At 55.8% G+C, this 17,330-nt stretch carries 16 protein-coding genes; 5 read left to right on the top strand and 11 right to left on the bottom strand.

What is annotated here, in order from left to right; genetic code table 11:
- Positions 1-40 precede the first annotated feature (40 nt).
- From SYC_RS03625 to SYC_RS03615, 3 genes are read right to left on the bottom strand one after another with little or no spacing between them, the layout of a single operon-like run.
- Complete coding sequence (locus tag SYC_RS03625; RefSeq protein ID WP_011243014.1) at positions 41-1,138, bottom strand: MSMEG_0568 family radical SAM protein; 1,098 nt, start codon at positions 1,136-1,138, stop codon at positions 41-43.
- Positions 1,131-2,135, bottom strand: coding sequence for a Nit6803 family nitrilase (locus tag SYC_RS03620; RefSeq protein WP_011243013.1), 1,005 nt, complete (start codon positions 2,133-2,135; stop codon positions 1,131-1,133). Before SYC_RS03620 ends, SYC_RS03625 begins: the two co-directional genes overlap by 8 nt.
- A 36-nt stretch (positions 2,136-2,171) precedes the next feature.
- On the bottom strand, positions 2,172-2,654 hold the full coding sequence (locus SYC_RS03615; RefSeq protein WP_011243012.1) for an MSMEG_0572/Sll0783 family nitrogen starvation response protein: 483 nt from the start codon (positions 2,652-2,654) through the stop codon (positions 2,172-2,174).
- A gap of 224 nt (positions 2,655-2,878) precedes the next feature.
- Between SYC_RS03615 and SYC_RS03610 the strand changes: the two genes are divergently transcribed.
- Complete coding sequence (locus tag SYC_RS03610; protein WP_407830100.1) at positions 2,879-4,192, top strand: MSMEG_0569 family flavin-dependent oxidoreductase; 1,314 nt, start codon at positions 2,879-2,881, stop codon at positions 4,190-4,192.
- Between the two features lie 53 nt (positions 4,193-4,245).
- On the opposite strand, the gene gor is transcribed toward SYC_RS03610, so the two are convergent.
- The 6 genes from gor to uvrA form a co-directional block, all read right to left on the bottom strand.
- Complete coding sequence (gene gor / locus SYC_RS03605; protein WP_011243010.1) at positions 4,246-5,586, bottom strand: glutathione-disulfide reductase; 1,341 nt, start codon at positions 5,584-5,586, stop codon at positions 4,246-4,248.
- Positions 5,587-5,684: 98 nt separating this feature from the next.
- A complete protein-coding gene (locus SYC_RS03600; protein WP_011243009.1) occupies positions 5,685-6,116 on the bottom strand; it encodes a hypothetical protein in 432 nt (143 codons plus the stop codon).
- Between the two features lie 163 nt (positions 6,117-6,279).
- The gene (locus SYC_RS03595) at positions 6,280-6,990 is read right to left on the bottom strand and encodes a PHP domain-containing protein (protein WP_050738279.1); all 711 of its coding nucleotides are present in this window, start codon (positions 6,988-6,990) and stop codon (positions 6,280-6,282) included.
- A gap of 453 nt (positions 6,991-7,443) precedes the next feature.
- Positions 7,444-8,259 carry a D-hexose-6-phosphate mutarotase gene (locus tag SYC_RS03590; RefSeq protein ID WP_231621331.1) on the bottom strand — a complete coding sequence of 272 codons (816 nt, stop codon included), beginning with the start codon at positions 8,257-8,259 and terminating at the stop codon, positions 7,444-7,446.
- A gap of 41 nt (positions 8,260-8,300) precedes the next feature.
- Complete coding sequence (locus SYC_RS03585; RefSeq protein ID WP_011243005.1) at positions 8,301-9,413, bottom strand: type IV pilus twitching motility protein PilT; 1,113 nt, start codon at positions 9,411-9,413, stop codon at positions 8,301-8,303.
- Positions 9,414-9,516: 103 nt separating this feature from the next.
- Complete coding sequence (gene uvrA / locus SYC_RS03580) at positions 9,517-12,528, bottom strand: excinuclease ABC subunit UvrA (RefSeq protein WP_011243004.1); 3,012 nt, start codon at positions 12,526-12,528, stop codon at positions 9,517-9,519.
- Positions 12,529-12,654: 126 nt separating this feature from the next.
- Between uvrA and SYC_RS13755 the strand changes: the two genes are divergently transcribed.
- Positions 12,655-12,816, top strand: a complete 162-nt coding sequence (locus tag SYC_RS13755) for a hypothetical protein (protein ID WP_155813866.1) — start codon at positions 12,655-12,657, stop codon at positions 12,814-12,816.
- Between the two features lie 186 nt (positions 12,817-13,002).
- Here SYC_RS13755 and hemJ read toward each other — a convergent pair whose 3' ends face one another.
- Both hemJ and SYC_RS03570 read right to left on the bottom strand, forming a co-directional pair.
- Positions 13,003-13,614 (bottom strand): protoporphyrinogen oxidase HemJ, encoded by a 612-nt coding sequence (hemJ, locus tag SYC_RS03575; protein ID WP_011377762.1) that lies wholly within the window; start codon positions 13,612-13,614, stop codon positions 13,003-13,005.
- 45 nt (positions 13,615-13,659) lie between these two features.
- Positions 13,660-13,860: a DUF2811 domain-containing protein gene (locus SYC_RS03570; RefSeq protein ID WP_011243002.1), complete on the bottom strand. Its 201-nt coding sequence runs from the start codon at positions 13,858-13,860 to the stop codon at positions 13,660-13,662.
- 553 nt (positions 13,861-14,413) lie between these two features.
- Between SYC_RS03570 and purM the strand changes: the two genes are divergently transcribed.
- The 3 genes from purM (at position 14,414) to SYC_RS03560 (ending at position 17,286) form a co-directional block, all read left to right on the top strand.
- The gene (gene purM, locus SYC_RS03565) at positions 14,414-15,439 is read left to right on the top strand and encodes a phosphoribosylformylglycinamidine cyclo-ligase (RefSeq protein ID WP_011377763.1); all 1,026 of its coding nucleotides are present in this window, start codon (positions 14,414-14,416) and stop codon (positions 15,437-15,439) included.
- Positions 15,440-15,587: 148 nt separating this feature from the next.
- A complete protein-coding gene (locus SYC_RS13525; RefSeq protein ID WP_011243000.1) occupies positions 15,588-16,064 on the top strand; it encodes a transposase in 477 nt (158 codons plus the stop codon).
- Positions 16,051-17,286 (top strand): LL-diaminopimelate aminotransferase, encoded by a 1,236-nt coding sequence (locus SYC_RS03560; protein WP_011242999.1) that lies wholly within the window; start codon positions 16,051-16,053, stop codon positions 17,284-17,286. The genes SYC_RS13525 and SYC_RS03560 overlap by 14 nt, the downstream gene beginning before the upstream one ends.
- Positions 17,287-17,330: the final 44 nt, after the last annotated feature.

The raw sequence follows: 17,330 nt of genomic DNA, 5'->3' as shown, positions 1-17,330 counted from the left end.
CCGAAATCACGACGATGAGACAAATAAGAAGAGACAGGGACTACTCGAACAGCGAGAGGGCAGAACAAGCGCCACATTTGGCGCAGCCCGCAGACATGGCCGCCGATCGCAGATCGGAATCATGGAGCAGTGCTCCCACGGCTTCGTAAATCTGCAGCATGAAAGCGGTCGTTGGAGCCGGATGACGTTCCAGTGGTGTCCCCGCGATCGGCACAAACGGCACGATGAATGGATAAACGCCGATCGCAATCAGCCGCCGACTGCAGTCGATCAAGCTGTCAGCGCTATCCCCGAGTCCGGCTAGCAGGTAAGTCGAGACTTCACCGCGACCGAAGACGGCCACGGCCTGCTCAAAGGCGCGGTAGTAATGCTCGAGGGTCAGCTCCGATTTCCCCGGCAAGATGCGACGACGCACCTCCGGTTCCACCACTTCTAAATGCATGCCCAGACTGTTGACACCCGCAGCTTTCATTCGGCTGAACCAGACCGGATCATCCGGTGGCTCACACTGGGCTTGAATCGGTATGTCCACCACTGCCTTCACTGCTGCGGCTGTTTCTGCCATCAGACGAGCCCCGCGATCGCGACTGTTGGGCGTGCCCGTGGTCATTACCAGTTGCCGAACGCCATCCAGCCGAACGGCTGCGGCCACAACTTCTGCGACCTGCTCTGGCGTCTTTCGAACAATCGTTTGGCCTGAGGTCAGCGACTGCTCGATCGCACAGAACTGGCAAGACTCGCTGCGATCGCGAAAGCGAATGCAGGTCTGTTGCAGCGTCGTGGCCAGCACATCCTTGCCGTGCAGGAGGGCGATCGCCTTGTAGGGAATGCTTTCCGCAGTCTGCAAGTTGTAGAAATGGGGTTCCGGCGGCGTTTCCAGCGTGGTCGTCAGCTCGCCTTGATGATGGAGAGCCACACCCCCATCCGCCGTTGTCGTCAGCTGGTAGGGCGACTGTTGCGCCGTCGAGTTGTAAACCGGCACCATCACTGTTGTGCCCTCGAGGGTAATCGCCCGATGGTCCGAAGGCCCTGCACCGCCTTGGCGACCAGGATTTCCTCTAACCGCCGGAGCCATCACCCCTTGTACTTGGAGTTCCGTCACCAACTCCCCTAAGGACTGAGACGTTGACTTAGGCATGGAGATAGTCCTCCGCAGTCTCAGCCGGTGCGGCTTCTAGGTTCGGTAGTTCTGGCAAGGCAGCAGCTGAACCGATCGCTTGCACTTGTGTGGCAGGGCTGCGATTGATCCGAAGGCTGAGTAAATCGGGGCGCGAATAGTGACCGACGCTGTCCATCATTCGCTTACGTTTGGTGATCAAACTTTTGTCGAGTTCAGCGATCGCGAGTCCTTCGCCCTCGGGCAGTGGCCCTGCGAGATAGCGCCCTTCGGGACTGATGATCGCGGTGTGACAGCCCCCTTGAAAGGCTTTGTGCAAACTACGATCGGGAGTGATTGTGTCGTAGTCGGCCGGATCCAACCAAGCCGTCGAGCTGAGCACAAAGCAACCGGCTTCGAGGGCATGGTGACGCAGTGTGACCGCGGTTTGCTCGCTAAAAATTGGCCCCACCAGCGATCCTGGGAATTGGGCGCAGTGAATTTCCTCCCCCTGAGTCATCAGACTGAAGCGGGCTAAGGGGTTGTAGTGCTCCCAGCAAGCCAAGGCCCCAACCTTACCCAGCACCGTTTCGACAACGGTTAGGCCCGCGCCACCGCCTTGTCCCCAGACCATCCGTTCGTGATAGGTCGGGGTGATTTTGCGGCGCTTCAGAAGTAAGTCACCCTGATCGCTAATCAATAGCTGAGTGTTGTAAAGACTACCGCCATCTCGCTCATTGACGCCGAGCAAAACAAAGAGACGATGCTGTCGAGCAGCCCTGGCAATTTGCTGGAGTTCCGGCCCCGTCATTGTGAAGGCTTGTTCGTAGAGCTTGAGGTGCGATCGCCCCATCAGAACCGGCGGTTCGACGAAGGAGAAATAAGGATAGTAGGGCAGAAAGGTTTCAGGGAAAACAATCAGCTGAACGCCCGCTGCTGCGGCTTCTGCCATGGCCGCTAGAACCCGAGCAACAGATCCTTCCAAACTGAATAGAACAGGTCGGATTTGTGCAGCTGCCACAATGATTTTATCGGCCATCGCTTCTGCCTAAGAATCCTAAAAAACCAACTTGAACTAGAGCGTCCAAGTGTCGAGGATAAAAGCCCCTTCCTTGCGGTGCATCAGGATCAGATCCATCGCATCCAGGGGATTAATCGGACGGATTCCCGGGATTAAAGCTCCTTCGCCATGACCGTAAAGCGCCTGTAGGGCAAATCGGCAAGCGTAGACTTTGCCACCTTGGTCCAAGAACTTTTGAATCCGAGCGTTGAAGTTCAAGTGACCATCAAAGGCTGCATCACCCAACTTGGGAAAGCCACGCTGAACCCCGAGAGTGACCCCAGGCCCATAGAGCAAGATGGATGTTTCAAAGCCTTTGTTAATTAGGCGGCTAGCTTGGAGAAGGTTGACGAGACCGATCGACCCTTCAAAGGCGACTGTGTGAAATGTGATCAGTGCTTTTTCACCGGGTTCTGCTTTGACATCCGGAAAGACTTTCTCTTCATAATCAACCAGAAAATCACCCGGTTGATTGGCCGGCTTCGTCACTTCAGGCATGGGAAAATCTGCAATTAGAACGGTGGCTGCTGGTGTAAACAGCTACCAATTAACTAAAACAAGTTCTAAGGAATGACTGTAACGGTGACTACTAAATGATTGCCTGTTTAACCTGACTTAATTCTGGATTGAATAATCTTCTTTCGGTCGCGATTGATACGGTTTTATATGTTCTGAATAATTACATTTAAATTGGGATGTTTTACCTAGTTGACCGCGATCGCATGCAGAACTCTGAACCCGCCCGACTTCGAGATAGTGTTCGCGATCGCCATTCCACAATTGTCATTGGGGCGGGGCAAGCCGGTCTGTCGATGGCCTACTGCCTCCAGAAACGGGGTCTGCAGCCCTTAGTGTTGGAGAAGCATCGCATTGGTTTTGCCTGGGATCAGCAGCGTTGGGACTCGTTTTGTTTGGTCACGCCTAACTGGCAATGTCGGCTGCCCGACTTCCCCTACGACGGTGCTGAACCGGAAGGATTCATGGGCCGGCAGGCGATCGTCGATTACCTCCATCGCTTCGCGAAAACCTGTCGGGCGCCCATCCGGGAAGGGGTCACCGTACAACGACTGCAGCAGTGCGATCGCGGTTTTCAGCTGCTGACCAACGAAGGGGAGTACTGGGCGCAACAGGTGGTTATTGCCACAGGGGCTTATCACGAACCCAAACGGCATCCGTTAGCTGCTCGCTTGCCGGAGTCAATTGTCCAAATCGATGCAAGAGACTACCGCAATCCTGAACAGCTCCCACCAGGCGCGGTACTGGTTGTTGGCAGTGGTCAGTCGGGCTGTCAGATTGCTGAGGATTTGTTCCTGGCCGGCCGAACCGTTCATCTGAGTGTGGGCTCTGCCCCGCGATCGCCACGACGCTATCGGGGCAGGGATGTCGTCGACTGGCTCGACCAAATGGGCTACTACGACACCCCGATCGATGCCCATGCAGATCCGCGCAGTGTTCGCCGCAAAACCAATCACTATCTGACAGGGCGCGATGGGGGGCGGGAAATCGACCTGCGTCAACGGGCCAAAGAGGGTCTGCTCTTGCATGGTCGTTTGTTTACGCTGACCTCCCAAGCCATTCAGTTTGAGGACAACCTCGCTACTCATTTGGATGCGGCAGATGCGGTTTACTGTCGGATTCGCCGCAGCATCGATGACTTCATTGCTCAGCATCAGCTAGAAGCGCCAGAAGAACCGCCCTATCAACCCTGCTGGCAGCCGACCGAAAGTCAAACCTCAACCCAACTTCTAGTCGCTGAGATTGCGGCCGTGATTTGGTGCACGGGCTATCGCAGTGATTTTTCTTGGGTCGAAGTACCGGTGTTTGATGGTTCGGGGCTGCCGGTTCATCAGCGCGGTGTCACCCCAGTACCTGGTCTGTACTTCATTGGCCTGCCTTGGTTACACACCTGGGGATCGGGCCGTTTCTGTGGGGTCGGCCAAGACGCTGAATACCTTGCCGATCAAATTCAATGGCGCCGCGATCGCCGCGATGCTAGTCAAGAACGTCTGGAATGTACCGCACTCCTCGGGTCCTAGCGGTTGCTTGAACCCTGCGATCGCAAGCCGATGAAGAGTGCTACCAGTCGACTCTAGGGCATGGTTACGAACTCCTCTGCTGAAGTGGGATGCAAAGCCATCGTGGCGTCAAAATCAGCTTTCGTCGCACCCATCGTCACTGCGATCGCCACACTTTGAATGATTTCAGCCGCATCTTTGCCGACCATGTGCGCTCCCAGAACGCGATCGCTCTCAGTCTCAACCACTAGCTTCATCAACACCCGTTCTTCCGCTTGAGGCAGGGTGTAAAACATCGGTCGGAAGCGACTACGATAAACCCGAATGCGCTCCTCACCGTATTCCGCTTTGGCTGCTTCTTCGCTCAGGCCAACACTACAGGCTTCTGGCTGGCTAAAAACAGCTGAAGCAATATTCTCGTAGGAGATTTGGCGCGGCTTTTGCCCAAATTCGGTATCGGCAAACGCCCGACCTTCTGCGATCGCCACCGGCGTAAGGTTAACGCGATCGGTGCAGTCACCCACCGCAAAAATATGGGGCTGATTGGTGCGACTCCAAGCATCAACCGCAATGCGACGACCCTCGATCGCAACCCCGGCAGCGTCTAGGTCCAAGCCTTCCAGCCAAGGTTCCCGCCCCGTGGCCATCAGCACTTGATCCACGATTTGCTGGCTGCCGTCGCTATAGCTCAGTTGTAAGCCCGTTTCAGTCTGATCGATCCGCTCGACCGTGACGCCCGTGCGGAACTGAACACCGAGCTGGCTCATGCCGGTTTGCACCGCTTCCCGCAGTTCTTGGTCAAAGCCCTGCAAAATGCGATCGCGGCGAATAATTTGCGTGACTTCTGAGCCCAGGCTGCGCAGAATGCCCGCAAACTCACAACCAATGTAGCCACCACCAATGACTGCAAAGCGCTGGGGTTGTTCGGGGAGATGAAACATCTCCCGCGAGGTAATCGCTAGCTCACCGCCCGGAATCGGCAGCTTGATGGGGCGGCCCCCCGCTGCAATCAAAATTTTTGCCGCCGTCACTTGGCGATCGCCCACTTGCAAGCGATGCTCATCCACAAACTGGGCATGGCCCAAAATGAGATCGACACCGGCTTTTTCGAGCAAGCTGATATGTAGACGACTGAGGCGGTTGACTTCCGCATCGATGGCCGCAATCAATTTGGGCCAAGAGAATTGAGGCTGTATAGCAGACCAGCCATAGGCTTCGGCGTAATGATACTGACTGGCAAAACTGGAGGCATAGACCATCAGCTTCTTCGGCACACAGCCACGAATCACGCAGGTGCCCCCGACCAAATCGGTTTCTGCGATCGCAACTTTGGCACCATAGCTAGCAGCTCGTTTTGAGGCTGCCAACCCACCAGAACCGGCACCAATCACCAAGAGGTCGTAGTCAAAACTCATGCTGCAAAGCCCTGTTTGGCCCGAACAAAAAATGAGGGCAGCCGCGCTGGAAGTTCAAGAGCAGCCACCCTTTGCTGGTCTGCGACGCGATTCGCGGTTTACTTCTTCAAGTCCCGCGCCATTTGACGGAACATATCTAAATCACCGGTCGAACGACGACGACTGCTCGTTTCGCTGGTCTCGGCTTGACCGGCAAAGGTTTTTGTTGGCGCTTTGTTGGCCTCGGCCTCCGCGGCTACCTTGTTCAAAGCCGCTTGCTTCCGCTGGTCTGCTTGGGGCAAGCCCTCAGAGGCTTCAACGACTTCCAGCGACAGGGATGAAACTTTTTGAATGAGAACTCGCTCTTCAGGATTGCTCGCCGTTTTAGGAAAGGTGTGTTCAATCGTTGAAGCAGAACGGATGTAATCCAAATTGCCCAAGCTCTTCGCTTCGTCTGCATCGAGGTAGAAGCTCTCCCCTTTCTGCTTGGGTTGCGGGGCTTGTTCTGCTTTGGGCTTGCTCTGAAACAGACCCCGAATAAAACCGGTCATGAATTGACACCCCAACGATTACTAAATATGAAGGCACGGTTTCCTAATTCTACGGGGAAGCTGCTAGAGCGTTAGACCCGCACTCACAATCAGTTCTGGAACGATTGCCCACAGCTGCGATCGCCCTTGGCTAAGCAGCAGTGTCGTTGAGATGAGAACCGAGCTAAAGGCGACTGAGCAAACTGCGACCATGGGTGTCGGTGCCACAGCTACTCAGCAAGTTCAACTCAGCGGCTAGGCTGGCGATCGCTTGAGTTGGTTCTGGGGTGGCTTGCCTAGGATTGGGATTGCCGTAAGCGTAGTAGGTCTCAACGCCGTCGATGCCGTAGCGATAGGCCGCCAAAATCAATTCTTGGGGCGATCGCCGATAGCGAGCGGGGTGCGCCAAAATGGCTAGCCCTCCTGCTTGCTGAATGGCGGCAATCACATTGGGTGCCAGGTGCGCATCTCCCTGCGGCGGACGACCCACTAGGTAGGGCCGCATCGCCACATGGCTGGTCTGAAAACCATAGGCGAGAATGTGCACTTCGGTGCCTTGTAGATCGGCGTTGATCTCGGTTCCCACCCAGAGCTTGGGCAAGGGCGACCGACCGCCACTGCGCCACTGATAATCCTCCAGCCAAGCACAGGCAGCTTCGTAGCCTCGCACGCCGTGATGATCTGTGATTGCTAGCCCTCGTAGCCCAATCGCGATCGCCTGTTCCATCACCTCTCGGGGCTGAAGCTTGCCGTCAGAACAGGTGGTATGGAGATGGAAGTTGTAAAGGCGCGGGCAACTATCGGCTTCAATTCCTTGCAGGACAGTCTGAACCTGAGCGGCGGCCGCCGTCAGATCGATGCGGTCAGCCGTTCTATCAGTCAGGGCTCGACCCATGGACGCAGCAAGGGGAATCGGTTCAGTAGTTGGCCTTTATCCTACTTTAACGAATGGAAGGGTTTGAGCACTATCAATTTGCGGTGGGATGCATTGGCGTTAGCCGCCCCCAGGCATAGCATTTCCCTCAGGAGCGGTCTGGTCATTCAGCCCTTTATCACTGCGTTGGTACACCAAACTGTTCTGGGCAACTTTGGTCTTGTCATGAGTCACTGGCAAGACGTTGAGCGAGCGTCGTTGGCAGGGCCAGCTTGGGAAACACAACAATAAAAGGCGATGGCTCCAGAGGAAACCACCGCCGACTATGTTCACCCGTCCAGTCCTCAAGCTTTACGCTGTCCTGGAGGTCGTCATCCGAACTATCCTCACCCTAGGATTGCGATCGCGGCACTGCCAAGCAATTGCAGGAATACTTCGCAGGGTTAACAGTGAGCACTACCATCGCAGGGGCATTCAACCGACCTGAAAGACTTGTTGCCCCTGCCAAATTTCCCCAGGTTCAAGGCGGGGAGGAGACTGCACGACAGCTGCTTCCACACAGAGAAACTGCTGTTCTGAGCCGGAGGCCAGATCGCCAATCTGACTGACCCCTGCTGACCCCGGGTTCCAGATCACTGTTTCGGTAAACCCTGTCTGACAGATCTGAAGGGCTGACCAAGGAGGAGCCAGCAAGGTCAAGGGCTGCGCCGGAGCCTCGTAGAGCGCATCGATCGCTTGAGGGAAGTGGCGATCGCACTCCATCTCCTGCCAGCGATCGCCCGTGGTTTGTTCCGTGCCCCAACGCCCTTGCAGTCCTTGTAGATGCACAGTGGCCAGATCCGGCACCGCTAGATAGCTGTGCAGTGCTGCTGTAAACGACCAAGGTTGGCGATCGCAGTTCTCAACAGTGAGTTGCAGCTGCAGTTGCTGGGGTCGGAGTTGCAGCTTGAGCACCAACCGAAAAGCAAACGGCCAAATCTGTAAGGTTTCTAGTGACTCTCGGAGCTCTAACTCGGCTTGGCCGCTGTCCTCATCCCACTGCAGCAAAGCCCAAGCGCGATCGCGGGCAAAACCATGCTTAGGCAATGACCCGCGCCCCGAGAACTGGGGAAAGATGATCGGGACGCCACCGCGAATCGCCTGACCGGACTGGTAAAGACTGCGATCGCTCAGGAATAGGCGCTCTTGACCATCGGCGGGTTGCCAGGACAATACTTGCCCACCGTAGCGACAGAACCGCAGGCTCGCCCCTTCAACCTGGAGCTGTAACGGCGTAAACGTATCTTCCATCATTCCGGCTCTGGCAGGTGGGCGAGGCAGCAGACCGCTGCTCAGGCGCTGGATTTGAAACTGGAGAATCCAAAGGAGTGGCTGATTCCAGCAATCCGCATTCGGCGATCGAGATCTCCGGGGTCGACAGCAGCTTTGAGGGCTTCTTCAATACTGAGTCGCCCTTGCTCAATCTCAGTGATCAGTGCCTCATTCAAGGTCTGCATCCCCTCAATCGTATCGAGCTCCATTAACCGGTAAGCCTCGTCTAGTTCACCTCGGGTGAGATAGTCCTGAATGGCAGGTGTATTGATGAGCACCTCTAAAACAGCACGCCGACTCCCCGAATAGGTCGTGATTAGCTGTTGGGCAATCACCGCAACCAATAGTTCGAGAAATTGCTTTCGTGTATCGGCGCTCTGGACCATGCCGTCCAGACCAATCAGGCGATCGATTGTGGCGATCGCATTGCGAGCATGGAGCGTCCCGAGCACTAGGTGGCCGGTTTGCGCCGCATGCATCGCTGCTTTGAGGGTTTTTTGATCGCGGATTTCTCCCACGAGGATGACATCGGGATCGGCTCGCAGCGCTGCCCGTACAGCCGATGAAAAGTCATGGACATGCCGCCCCACCTCTCGCTGGGTGATCAGGCATCGCACTGGCTCAAAGACATATTCGATCGGATCTTCGATCGTGATGATGTGCCGAGCCATGGACTGATTCATTTCACTGATCATGGCGGCCAGCGTCGTGGACTTGCCAGACCCCGTTGGCCCCGTCACCAAAATCAATCCCTGTTTGCGTTGAATCAGGGCGGATAAAACTGTGGGCAGTTGCAGATCCATCAGACTGGGAATCTGCAGAGGAATGAGCCGCAGGGTAATGGCGACGCCATCCAGCGTTTGAAAGCAGATTACCCGACAGCGAATCAGGTCAGGGTAAAACAGGGCCTCGTCTAGCTCTTGGGTTTCATTGAGACGACTCAGTTGCGTTGGTGTCAGGATTTCATTAAGCCAGCTCGCCATATCGCTGTCGGTCGCAGCTGGTGCATTGGGGAGCGGATACATCTGTTCCCGCAAGCGAAAGTAGGGTGGGTGCCCCACTCGCAGGTGAATATCAGATGCTTGCACTTGGCAGGCCTTACGCACCAGTTGTTCAATGGTCGGCGCTGTCATCGCAATGATTGTTCCTGTGGGGGTGACTGAGAGGTCTCTTTTAGAATGTCGCTTCTCGTTTCTATCAATCTAAGGAAAAGATGAAGCTCTACTGTCGTGAAGACTACTGACCGGGCGGATGCTGGGCAAGGACTTGGGCCAGATAGCGGCCTGTGTGAGATTGATTGTGGGTTGCTACGATCTCTGGCTCGCCGCAAACAACGATTTCGCCGCCGCGATCGCCGCCTTCAGGCCCGAGGTCGATAATCCAGTCAGCACAACGGATCACATCTAAGTTGTGTTCAATCACCACAATCGAATTGCCTTTATCGACTAAACGCTGCATTACGTCTAGCAGCTTGTGGACATCGTAGAAAGAGAGACCAGTCGTCGGCTCATCAATGAGATAGAGCGTCTTACCGGTTGCTCGTCGGGCTAGTTCCGTCGCTAGCTTGACACGCTGAGCCTCACCGCCTGAGAGGGTGGGTGCCGGTTGCCCTAGGCGAACATAGCCGAGGCCGACATCAACCAAGGTTTGGAGACGGCTACTGGCTTGGGGAATGTTCTCGAAGAACTGTGCCGCTTCTTCAACGGTCATGTTCAGGACGTCCGCGATCGTTTTGCCCTTGTACTTGACCTGTAACGTCTCGCGGTTATAGCGAGCGCCTTTGCAGACATCACACTGGACGTAGACATCGGGCAGGAAGTTCATCTCAATCACGTTGACGCCCTGCCCGCCACAGGCTTCGCAGCGGCCGCCTTTGACGTTGAACGAGAATTGCCCAGGTTGATAGCCACGGGCTTTGGCTTCCGTGGTCGCTGCAAATACCTGCCGGATGGGGTCAAATGCCCCCGTATAGGTGGCAGGATTCGATCGCGGTGTACGACCAATGGGTGACTGATCGATCACAATCACTTTGTCGATTGCTTTCGTCCCTTTCAGCACTGCCAGGCCTTTGGGAAACGGGACCTTGAGCCCCAAACTATGTTCCAAGGCCGGATGCAAGAGTTCGTTGATCAGCGTCGACTTACCCGACCCGCTGACACCGGTGATACAGACGAGCTTGCCGAGGGGGATTTCTACATCCAGATTTTGGAGGTTGTTGCGGTTCGCACCTTGGAGAAGCAGACGACGGCCATTCCCAGCGCGACGGCTGTCAGGCGTAGCAATGCGCCGCCGACCCGAGAGATAGGCCCCTGTGAGAGACTCTTCAGCCGTCAATAACTGGTTCAAGTTCCCTTGAGCCACAATGCGGCCGCCGTGAACACCAGCACCGGGGCCAATATCCACGAGGTGATCAGCAGCGCGAATCGTATCTTCATCGTGCTCGACCACGATTAGGGTGTTACCGAGATCGCGCAGGCGAATCAAGGTGTTGAGCAGGCGATCGTTATCGCGTTGGTGGAGACCAATACTCGGTTCATCCAAAACGTAGAGCACGCCAGTCAGCCCCGCGCCAATTTGGGTCGCCAAGCGAATCCGCTGGGCTTCACCGCCGGAGAGGGTCATCGCTGGGCGATCGAGGGTGAGATAGTCCAAGCCAACATCGAGCAGGAAGCGCAGGCGCGCTTGAATTTCCCGCAGTACCAGATCGCCAATCTGCATTTGGCGGGCAGTCAACAGCGGTTCGCGATTGTCGCTGCCGATCAGGGCCTCAATTTTGTTCAGACATTCCCGCACCGAGACACTGGTTAGGTCGGTGATGCGGTAGGGTCCCATGCGTACCGCCAACGATTCGGGCTTGAGGCGCAGGCCGTGGCAGACTTCGCAGGTTTGGTCGACTAAATATTTCTCGAGCTTTTGTTTGTAGACTTCCGAGCTGGTCTCTCGATACTGCCGCTCCAAGATGGGGATGACACCTTCGAAGGGGCGGTGGTAGAGATGGCGATCGCGGAAGCGCGAGTCGGTTTCGACGGCGATCGGCTCACTACTGCCGAAGAGAATCGCATGCTGCTGATCAGGCGTCAGATCCTGCCAGCGATCGCTGATTTCAAAGCCACTGACTTCAGCCACACCACAGAGGAGATTGAAGTAGTAGCTGTGATCTTTCTCGGACCAAGGCGCGATCGCCGCGTAGACCGGCAGGTTGGGATCAGGAACCACCAACTCTGGTGAAAAGGTGCGCAGGGTGCCCAAGCCATGGCAATGGGAGCAGGCCCCGTAGGGCGAGTTAAAGGAAAAGAGGCGTGGCGATAGCTCCTCCATGACCGCGCCATGCTCTGGGCAGGCAAAGTTTTCGGAGAACACCAGTTCATAGCCCTGGGGCTCTCGATTGTATTCAGCGCCCGTATCAGCGGCTCGGCTGGAATGGTGCTCAACCGGCAGGGTGATGACGTTACCGCGATCGCCCGGCAGGACATCGATCACCGCAATTCCTTCAGATCGGCGCAAACAGGTCGTCAGGGAATCCACCAGTCGCTCTTGGATGCCGGCCTTTTGAACGAGGCGATCGACCACAATTTCAATTGTGTGAGCATGATTTTTATCCAGCTCAATGCTGTCGCTCAGTTCTCGCACTTCGCCGTTGATCCGCACCCGTACAAAGCCTTCTGCTGCCAGACTGGAAAGCAACTTTTTATGGGTTCCTTTTTTGCCGCGTACCACCGGCGCCAGAATTTGAAAGCGGCTGCGATCAGGCAGTTCTGCCAGGCGATCGACCATTTGATCAATGGTTTGCGGGGCGATCGAGCGATCGCAGTGAGGGCAGTGGGGAGCACCCGCTCGCCCAAAGAGCAAGCGCAGATAATCGTAGATTTCGGTGACGGTGCCCACCGTCGAGCGGGGATTGTGAGAAGTCGACTTTTGGTCGATTGAAATAGCAGGACTCAAACCCTCGATCGCGTCAACATCGGGCTTATCGACTTGACCGAGGAACTGACGGGCGTATGCCGATAGGGACTCAACGTAGCGGCGTTGTCCCTCGGCAAAAATCGTGTCGAAGGCCAAGGACGACTTGCCAGAGCCACTCACCCCCGTGAATACGATCAGCTGGTTACGGGGTAAGTCGAGATCGAGGTTTTGGAGATTATGCTGGCGGGCTCCCCGTACCCGAATTTGATCCGTCTCCGCTGCTGGACGATCGCCATTACGATGAGCCAGATCAGATGAAGGCTCAACAGAAGCGCGCTTGGGCATGGGAAAGCAGCAGCAAAAATCTAGATGATTCTATCGCTTACCTCTAGGCTGGCTCGGTCGCGGCCTTGGCCCCTGCGCTAAAGTTGGGGTGCCTGTTGTCAGGCGCTTTGTTTCTCAGCTTTTTGCATGGATTGGAACCCAGATCTCAAGTTCGATTTTTTCCCATCACAACGTCATCGCACCCTGCTTAAACAGCTCAAACGCGAGCTACAGCAGAGCCGTCCTGAACCCTACGGCATCCGTAAACTCCGCGCTCGTACCCGTCCGCAGTCGACCGTCATCGCTTAGTCGTTTGCAAGGTTAAGTGCCAAGTCTGCCCCAGTTTCGCGATTAGCGATTGACTGGGCTGTTCTCAGACGCTTGTAGGCTTGGGTTCAAGACTGTCCAACAAAAAACTCACTGCGACTGAAGTGATTGATTGGCCAAGGAAGCCAGCGTCAGTTGCAGTGAGCTCTTTTTTAGGTATGGCCCAGCTTAGGACTGGGTGGGCGCTGCTTCCAGAGAAGCGGCTGCTTCTTGCCGTTCGCGATCGAGACGACGCTTGCGGGCGTAGAGTTGAATCGTCGCCAGCATCGTGACCACTAAACCCACGATCAGCCAAACGGAAGCGCTGGTGGGGAATTGGTTTTTGAAAATCACCAACATGACAATCAGCACCAGCAACAATGTTGGCGCTTCATTGAGGGCACGTAGCTGCTGACCGGTCCATTGGCAGGTGCCAGCTTGGAGTTTCTTGAGCAGACGAGCGCAGTAGTGGTGATAGCCCAGCAATACGGCTACAAAGGCTAATTTGGCGTGCATCCAGCCCTGATGCAGGTAGTCCGGCTGGGTGACGAGTAGGGCGATCGCCATACTGACCGTTACCAGCATGCCGGGGGTGGTGATGATGTTGAGCAGGCGTTTCTCCATAAGGCCATACTGCTCTTGCAGAATGGTCCGTGCCGGTTCTGGCTTGTCGTTTGCTTCGACGTGGTAGATGAACAGGCGCACCAGATAAAACAACCCGGCGAACCAGACCACAACACCAACGATGTGAAATGCCTTGAACCAGTAGTAGGCCACGCGATCGGCCTCAAGAGAGCGCAACGTTTCCTAATCTAGCCGTTGATTGAGCCGCGATCGGCCCTTCAGTTACACGGCTTGACGAAACAACGAATCCAAATAAACCCGAGCGGCGCGGCGATCGCTGCCCGTGTTCTGCAACAGAAACAGCGACAGGGCTGCAGTAAAAACACGATCTTGATCCCAATCCGGATGCCCTTCCAGATAGGCCTTGAGTGAGTCGTGCAGCTCCTCGGGAATTTCAGCAAGGATGCTGACGGTTGCGGGCATAGAGCGTCTCCAAGGCAGCGAGTGGACAGCCCAAAAAAACCCGGAGGCGATCGCTAGGGATCAACGCCGAGGCCACCAGGGCTTAGGTCGCATCATTGTGCGGCAGGGGGCCTAGGGCTTGTCAATCTCCTATCCAGATGGGGACTTTGCTGAGACTCACTTGAGAGCAACGGCCAAGAATGCAGTGTTCTTGCCGCTTTGTTGAGCCCGCTAGCGAGCCAGCCGCAATTTGGATCCACGATGAACCGGTGACCCAAGTTTTCCCCAGAAACAGCCAAGCTTCTAGGATTAGCGCGATCGCCCTGTGGAAAACCAGGAGGGGGGATTGTGGAAAGTGCGCCACCGACTGTGGAGAGACTGTGGAAGATTTCAGCTCAGCAAAAAAGATTACAAAATGTAAACTTCCTGAGTAAGACAGGAGAGAGATTCACAGGTTCTAGATGCAGCGCTGGCGATCGCCCCTAAGAAGGCTGAGCTTGCTCACCCGTTCCAGACAAGTTGACCGGGCTCAGCCGGTACAATGACGGTTTTCCCCCTGGAGCCCAAACCGGACATGAACTACCGCGAAGCTGGTGTAGATATCGAAGCTGGGCGGGCTTTTGTCGGGGATATTCGCAGCCTAGTCGAGAGCACTCGGCGGCCTGGAGTGTTGGGGGGACTGGGTGGCTTTGGCGGCTTTTTTGAGCTGCCTAGCGGCTATCGGCAGCCCGTGTTGGTCTCAGGCACGGATGGTGTTGGTACGAAGCTGAAAATTGCCCATCAAGTCGGTCGCCACGACAGCATCGGCATCGACTTGGTTGCCATGTGTGTCAATGACATTCTGACGGCAGGGGCCGAACCGCTCTACTTCTTGGATTATTTGGCGACGGGACGTCTCGATCGCGAACAACTGACCGCCGTGGTGCAAGGTATTGCTGCTGGTTGTCGGGAATCGGGCTGTGCACTGCTCGGGGGCGAAACCGCCGAGATGCCGGGCTTCTACGAAGCTGGCGAGTATGACGTGGCGGGGTTTGCCGTGGGCATTGCTGAGAAATCAGAGCTGTTAGACGGTAGCCAAGTTCAGTTGGGAGATGTAGCGATCGCTCTCGCGAGCTCAGGGGTCCACAGCAACGGCTACAGCCTCGTGCGCAAAGTGGTGGCTAACAGTGGCTTAGATTGGACGTCGTCTCAAACCATTTTTGAAGGCCAGTCCCTAGGGGATGTTTTTCTGACTCCAACCCGCCTCTACGTCAAACCCATCCTGGCTGCCAAAGCCCAGAAAATCCCCATTCACGGCATGGCGCACATCACCGGGGGAGGCTTGCCTGAAAATCTGCCGCGTTGCCTAGGCCCCAATCAGACCGTGGCGATCGATTTAGAGAGCTGGAAGTGGCCGACGGTGTTCCGGTGGCTGGCGAAGCAGGGAAATATTGCTGACTCTGAAATGTTCAACACCTTTAATATGGGCGTCGGCTTGGTGGTGATTGTCCCTGCTGCGGCTGAGACTCAAGCTCTCAAGTTCTTCAAAGCACAAGGGCAAACCGCTTGGACCTTAGGTGAAGTAGTGACAGGTGATGGCACGTTGATTGGTCTGCCATAGGAAGCTAAGCCCACAACCTGCCCGCGATCGCACGGACTACGGGCTTGCTGCAATGAATTAGCCAGAGTAAATTGCAATCTCACTCAATTAAGAAGCCGTTTCACAGGAAAGGTCGAGACGATGAGATTGGGCTAGGGGATTGGCTGCGATGGGGATGTTGCCTGTGCTGAGGCGATGGCTCGTCAACCCTATCTTGCCGCCAGCACATCCCAGCAGCTCTCCCCGTGCGGTAGACATCCGAGAAGTTGTCAGTGCCCAGATGTCGATCGCGGATGACGGCATCCAGTGGCGAGCTCTACCCCATGGCTTTCCAGGGTGGCAAATGGTCTATGGCTATTTCTCCTACTGGAGTCGCTTAAAGCTTGGGGAACAAGTCAACGCTTTTAGGTGTGAACAGACAGCATTCGATCTTGGACTGACGCTACTGTGGTGGGTTGATTTGCAACTGAGGGCGATCTCGAAAACCACACCAATATTTTTGTCTTGGGCGATCGCATCAAACCGAGATGGGCCGACAAGAGCCCTCAGTGTCTCGCCTTACGGCTGGCGAGGCGATCGCGATAAACCCGATACACTACGAGATTGCTGCTCGGCGAATTCTCTGGAGTGCCATGGCGACCATTAACGACAATTACCTGAAGCTCAAAGCGGGCTATCTCTTCCCCGAGATTGCACGGCGCGTCAATGCTTTTGCCCAAAGTAACCCCGAGGCAGCCATCATCCGTCTGGGCATTGGCGATGTGACTGAGCCTCTGCCGGTTGCCTGTCGGCAAGCGATGATTCAGGCTGTCGAAGACATGGGCCAGCGTGAGAACTTTAAGGGCTATGGCCCTGAGCAGGGCTATGCTTGGCTGCGTGAGAAGATTGCCGCCCATGATTTCCAATCGCGGGGCTGCGAGGTTGATGCCTCGGAAATCTTTATCTCCGATGGCTCCAAGTGCGACTGTGGCAACATTCTCGACATCTTTGGCAACAACAACCGTATCGCCGTCACCGATCCGGTCTATCCGGTCTATGTCGATACGAACGTCATGGCAGGGCACACGGGTGACGCCAACGATCGCGGCGAATATGACGGCTTAGTCTATCTGCCGATCAGTGCTGAAAACAACTTCACGGCTGAAATTCCCAGCGAAAAAGTTGACCTGATTTATCTGTGTTTCCCCAACAACCCAACGGGTGCAGTTGCCAGCCGTGAGTATCTGCAAGCCTGGGTCGATTACGCCCGCGCCAACGGAGCCATCATTCTCTTCGATGCAGCCTACGAGGCATTCATTACCGATCCGGCCATTCCCCACTCAATTTTTGAAATTCCCGGCGCACGGGATTGCGCGATCGAGTTCCGATCCTTCTCCAAAAATGCGGGCTTTACCGGCACCCGTTGCGCTTTCACTGTCGTTCCCAAAGGCTTGAAAGGCAAAGCTGCTGATGGCAGCGAAGTCGAACTGTGGGGGCTGTGGAATCGCCGCCAATCAACCAAGTTCAATGGCGTTTCCTACATCGTTCAGCGCGGTGCTGAAGCAGTCTATTCAGCAGAAGGGCAAGCCCAAATTAAGGAGCTGGTGGCTTTCTACCTCGAAAATGCTCGCATCATCCGCGAAGAGCTGACAGCAGCAGGGCTGGACGTGCATGGGGGCGTCAATGCGCCCTACGTTTGGGTGAAAACACCGGCGGGGCTGACGAGCTGGGACTTCTTCGATAAGTTGCTGCAGGTCTGTAATGTCGTCGGCACGCCCGGTTCAGGCTTTGGTGCGGCAGGCGAAGGCTACTTCCGCATTTCGGCGTTCAACAGCCGCGAAAACGTGGTGACGGCCATGCAGCGGATTCGCAGCGCTGGCTTGGCCTAGGGCCAGTCGCGATCGCGATCCAGTACAAGTACCGATCACTGGCT

The organism is Synechococcus elongatus PCC 6301, assembly GCF_000010065.1.
GTDB lineage: Bacteria > Cyanobacteriota > Cyanobacteriia > Synechococcales > Synechococcaceae > Synechococcus > Synechococcus elongatus.
Note: the sequence above shows the minus strand (reverse complement) of the source record. Positions and strands in the feature narration are given on the sequence as shown.